This is a genomic window from Mesorhizobium sp. M2A.F.Ca.ET.039.01.1.1 (assembly GCF_003998035.1).
Lineage (GTDB): Bacteria > Pseudomonadota > Alphaproteobacteria > Rhizobiales > Rhizobiaceae > Mesorhizobium.
On sequence record NZ_RZRY01000466.1, the window covers coordinates 1 to 5,113 of the forward strand.

Annotated in this window: 5 protein-coding genes; all 5 read right to left on the reverse strand. The window is 63.2% G+C overall.

The features are described 5' to 3' along the window. A partial coding sequence (locus EOA24_RS26955) for an endonuclease/exonuclease/phosphatase family protein (RefSeq protein ID WP_245501859.1) occupies positions 1 to 484 on the reverse strand: 484 nt, incomplete at its 3' end. 226 nt (positions 485 to 710) lie between these two features. Then, a complete protein-coding gene (locus tag EOA24_RS26960) occupies positions 711 to 2,261 on the reverse strand; it encodes a sodium:proton antiporter (RefSeq protein ID WP_126081437.1) in 1,551 nt (516 codons plus the stop codon). Between the two features lie 125 nt (positions 2,262 to 2,386). Then, positions 2,387 to 3,451, reverse strand: coding sequence for an ABC transporter ATP-binding protein (locus EOA24_RS26965; protein WP_126081436.1), 1,065 nt, complete (start codon positions 3,449 to 3,451; stop codon positions 2,387 to 2,389). A gap of 11 nt (positions 3,452 to 3,462) precedes the next feature. Beyond that, positions 3,463 to 4,254 carry an ABC transporter permease gene (locus tag EOA24_RS26970; RefSeq protein WP_126081435.1) on the reverse strand — a complete coding sequence of 264 codons (792 nt, stop codon included), beginning with the start codon at positions 4,252 to 4,254 and terminating at the stop codon, positions 3,463 to 3,465. Further along, positions 4,251 to 5,113 (reverse strand): ABC transporter permease subunit (locus tag EOA24_RS26975; protein ID WP_245501860.1); only part of this gene is annotated, 863 nt, incomplete at its 5' end. The genes EOA24_RS26975 and EOA24_RS26970, both read right to left, overlap by 4 nt.

Consider the following 5,113-nt stretch of genomic DNA (forward strand, 5'->3'; position numbering starts at 1 on the left):
CTCGACGATGCTCGGCCAGCAGATAGTCGATCTGCTCCAGCCGCTCCTCGGCGGCGATATGGGCAAGATGCAGGGAAAGCACCCGCACCGGCCCAGCCGGCGTGCGGATCATGCATTCCAGCGCCGCGTTGCGGGTGTTGAGCGGTCTCAGCGTGCGGCGCATCGGCAGTGCATGCAGCCGCGACCAGACGATCGGCAGCTTCGACAGCACCATCGTGCCGAACTGCCGCCGGCGGTTGACGACGCGACCGTCGCGCTTCTCGCTGGCGTCCATGTCGAAGGCGGGGCCATAGACCCAGTAATAGTCGGGCAACAGCCTTGACAGGACCTCGGGCTGGTCGTCCTCATTGGTTCGCAGCCAATGCCGCTCGACCTCCTGCAGCGCGATGATGTCGGCGCCGTCCACCAGCCTGGCGGCGCGGGAAAGATCATAGCGCCCGTCGCTGCCGTAGCCATACTGGATGTTGTAGCTGATCAGCTTCATTGATTAACCGGCTCACTTCTGAGGATCGCAGTAGCCCCTCGCCGTCAGCGTTTCAATGGACCGCGAGGACGAGCGGAATAGTCCAATGCTGCCTGCGAACCACGTTTGCCAAACCGTTTCGCTTTCCCACGGAGGCGATCCGCTCTATCTCCGTGTGCTGATGCAATCCCGGGCAGGCGCTGCGGTGAATCGCCACCGCAAACGCCCACGCTTTCGCTGAAATCCGTCAGGTGGTGAGCGGCTGGAAGCTTCCGGCGGGAGCCGCCGCCAGTTCTGACCAGTCGATCTCCTCTTCCAGCCGGTGATAGGCCTCGTCGCCGATCGTGCCGTTGCTGCGCAGCTCCTCCAGCCTGTCACGCTGCCGCTTGATGGCGTAAAGACGCAATCGGTCGTATTCCGTCGCGGCTTGCGCATCGTCCGGATTTTCGGCGATCCGGCGTTGCGCCTCGTATTGTTCACGTACGACCGCGGCAGCGGACGAGGTCTTGCGGCTCAGCACATCAAGCGCCGCCTGCATGATGGCCACCCGGGCCTCGGCCACTTCGCGGTCGATCGAGGTATCCCGTTCGAAGTTGAGCCGGCGCAGCAGCGGCTTCAGGCTCATGCCCTGCAGCACAAGCGTTCCGAGCACGACGGCGAAGGCCGCCAGCACGATCGGGTCGCGGCCGGGAAAGTCGGCGGGCAAGGCGATGGCCACCACCAGCGTCACCAGCCCGCGCATGCCGCACCAGCCGACAAGCACCGCGCCGCGAAACGTCGGCGCATCCCGCTTCTGCCCTTCGCCGTCGAAACGCTTAAACTGCTTTATCACCGCAACGTAGCCCATCACCCAAACGAGACGCGCAACGATGACGACGGCCAGCACGGTGGCAGCGAAGAGGAAGGCCTCGCCTTGCCCGTCGCCGGAGAGCCGGCCGACGATTGATCGAGCCTGCAGGCCCATCAGCACGAAAGCTAAGACATTGAGCACGAAGACGGCCGACTCCCAGACCGAATAGGTGCTGACGCGCCGCCTCGCGGACATCCGGCGTGGCGCGGTCCGCGCGATGGTGATCGCATAGACGACGATGGTGATGATAGCGGAGAGACCGAGCTTGTCGGCAATGATCCAGACGGCGAAGGTTCCGGCGAACTGCACCACGGTGCTGCTTGCCGCATCCTCGATGCGCGTCAGCGCGAGCAGCGACACTCGGCCGAACACATAGCCGGCGACGACGCTGCCGATCGTCGCAAGCAGGATGACGGGCACTGCGTCCTTAAGCATGACCGAGCCGATGGCCGCCGAAACCGATATCCGGTAGATCAGCAGCGCGGTGGCATCGTTGAGCAGGCTCTCGCCCTGCACAATGGCTGTGATGCGGTGCGGCACCCTGAACTGGCCGAGCACGGCACTCGCCGCGACCGCGTCCGGCGGAGCGACGATGGCGCCTAGCGCGATCGCCGCCGCGATCGGAAGGCCGGCCATCTTCCAGCCTACGAAGGCAACCACCACGGTGGTGAACACGACGGCGCCGAGCGCCAGAAGCAGCAGCGACAGCCGGTAGCGTTTCAGGTCGCGCAGCGAGGTGTCATAGGCGGCGTCGAGCAGCACCGGCGCGATGAACAGCGCCAGCGCCAGTTCCGGATCGATCTCGATCGTTGGTGCGCCCGGCACGAAGGCCAGCGCAACGCCTGCAAGCGCCAGCAGCGACGGATAGGGTATCTCGAGACGGCGCGACAGCGCCGTCAGCGCGACGGCGATCAGAAGCAGGATGAGGGTGAGCTCGAAGAGGGCCATGGCTCATCGTAACGATGAAACACGAGGCTTGGCAGTACCTCGAGCTAGGATACTGTTGATTTGTCAGGCCAGAAGCGCAGGAGACCGCCATTTGCAGGCCGGCCTCACCTGAATATCAACACAGCCTAGTGCAGAACCAGCATATCGCCCGACGAAAACGAAATGTCCGCCTTGTCGCCGACGACCGGCGGCGGCGTCGTCGAATTGTTGAATGTGTCGAGCGACACCGTGTTGCCGCCGATGCCGACGCGCACGCGGATCACAGAGCCGAGGAAATGCACTTCGGCGATTTCGCCGGACAGGCTGGCGTCATGGCCGGGCTGCCGCCCCAGTGAAATCGCTTCCGGCCGCAGCGCGAGCGACAGTGTGTCGCCGGACTTGGAGCCGTTGAGCTTGCCCTTTAGCGAGACTTCCTGGCTGTTGACCTGCACCTTGCCCGAGGCGGCGTCGGTGACCTTGCCTTCCAGCACGTTGAGCGTGCCGACGAAATTGGCGACGAACTTGGTCGCCGGCCGGTTGTAGATCTCGAATGGCGTGCCGACCTGCTCGGCCCTGCCGCCATACATCACCGCGATGCGGTCGGAGATCGACAACGCCTCTTCCTGGTCATGCGTGACGAAGATTGTGGTGATGCCGAGCTTCTTCTGGATCGAGCGGATTTCCTCGCGCAGCGACACGCGCACCTTGGCGTCGAGCGCTGACAGCGGTTCGTCGAGCAGCAGCAGTTTGGGTTTCGGGGCAATCGCCCGCGCGAGCGCGATGCGCTGCTGCTGGCCGCCCGAGAGCTGGTAGGGATAGCGGTCAGCCATCTGCGGCAGCTTGATGATGTCGAGCATCTCGGCCACTCGGGAATCGATGGCCGGCTTCGACATGCCCGCCACCTTGAGGCCGAAGCCGATATTCTGCGCGACCGTCAGGTTCGGGAACAGCGCATAGGCCTGGAACACCATGCCGACATTGCGCTGGTTGGGCTTCAACCGGGTGATGTCCTTGCCGCCGACGACGATCTTACCTCCCGACGGCTCCTCGAAGCCGGCGACCATGCGCAGCACCGTCGTCTTGCCGCAGCCGGACGGGCCGAGGAAGGAGACGAATTCACCCGGCTCGACGTCGAGATTGAAATCCTCGACCACGGTCGTGGCGCCGAAGGATTTTCGCACATGCTGGATGGAGAGGAACGGCTCGGCCATGGCTTTTGCTTTCAGTTCGGTCGGTTCGCCGATTTCGGCGCGAAGCGGGACAGGATCTGGATCAGTGACATACAGCCCCAGGTAATGGCAAAGGCGATGATGGCAAGCGCCGCCGGTTCATAGGCGCGGTTGGCGCCGATGTTCTGCAGATAGGGGCCGAAGGCCGGACGATTGAGCAGGCTGGCCATCGTGAACTCGCCGATGACGATGGCAAAAGTCAGAAAGGCGCCGGAGAGCACGGCGATCAGCACGTTTGGCAGAATCACCCGAGTAATGATAGTGGGCCAACCGGCGCCGAGGATCTGCGCCGCTTCCGTCAGCGTGCGCACATCGATGGTGCGAAGGCCTGTATCGACCGCCCGATACATATACGGCAGCGACAACGTCGCGTAGCCGATCACCAGCAGGGCGTTGGTGGCCGTATCGTTCGCCAGGAACGGCAGCGGCGAATTCGAGCCGTACATCCTGATGTAGCCGAACACGATGACGATCGCCGGGATGACAAGCGGCAGCAGCGTGATGAACTCGACGATCGGCCTGAGCTGCGGCAGGCGCAGCCGGATCCAATAAGCCGCCGGCACCACCACCAGCACGCCGAGGATGATGGTGAATATGGCGGCAACCACCGAGTACATGAATGTCGCCTGGAAGCGGGCGTCGCCAAGCACGATCTGATAGGCGTCGAACGAGTAGGCGCCGCGACGCATGCGCATCGAGAATTCCGCAGTCGCGATCAGCGGGATAAAGAAATAGGCCGCGCCAAGGATGAAGACGACCCAGGCCCAGAAGCGTCCGGTCTTCATTTCAGCCACCTCTCCGAACGCGTCCGGAACCAGATGTAAAAGACATTGGCGAGGCCGGTGATGACAATCATGCCGAAGGCGATCGCATACCCGAGATGCGCGTTGTGAAGCACGTCGCCGCGGATTTGCGCGTAGAGGAGGATGGGCACGATGTTGAGCGACGAGCCGGTCAACGCATAGGCGGTGGCAATCGCTCCGAAGGCGTTGGCGAACAGGAGGATAACGGTGCCGAGGAAGCTCGGCCAGATCACCGGGATCACGACCATCCGCCAGTACTGGGCCGTCGTCGCGCCAAGTGTCGCGGCAGCCTCGCCCCATTCCTTCTTCAGTCCGTCTATCGCTGGCACGATAATGACCACCATCAGCGGAATCTGGAAATAGACGTAGGTCAGCGTGAGGCCCCAGAACGACAAGATGTTGAAGCCATGCGCGTAGATGTTGAGGCCAAACACGGCGTTGAGGATCACCGTGGCGAGGCCGAGGCGTCCAAGCGTTGCGAGGAAGGCAAATGCCAGAGGGACGCCGGCAAAATTGGAGGCTACCCCGGAAAAGGTCAGTGTCGCCGACCGTATCCAATTGGGCAAGCCGCCGCGCACGATGGCAACGGCGATAGCCAGGCCGGCGAAGGCTCCGATGAGCGCCGATGCCAGGCTGACCTTGATCGAAATCAAGTAGGCCGCAACGATATTTGGCTCCGACAGGGCGATGAGATTTTCCAGCGTGAACTCACCAGCCTCATTCTGGAACGCGCCCAGCATCAGGTAGAGCGTGGGCAGGATGAGAAACATGACCGCGAAGATGAAGAAGGGCGCAACGCCGATCCATTGCGTCGGCAGCCGCAACGCGCGCGCTTCGCTGG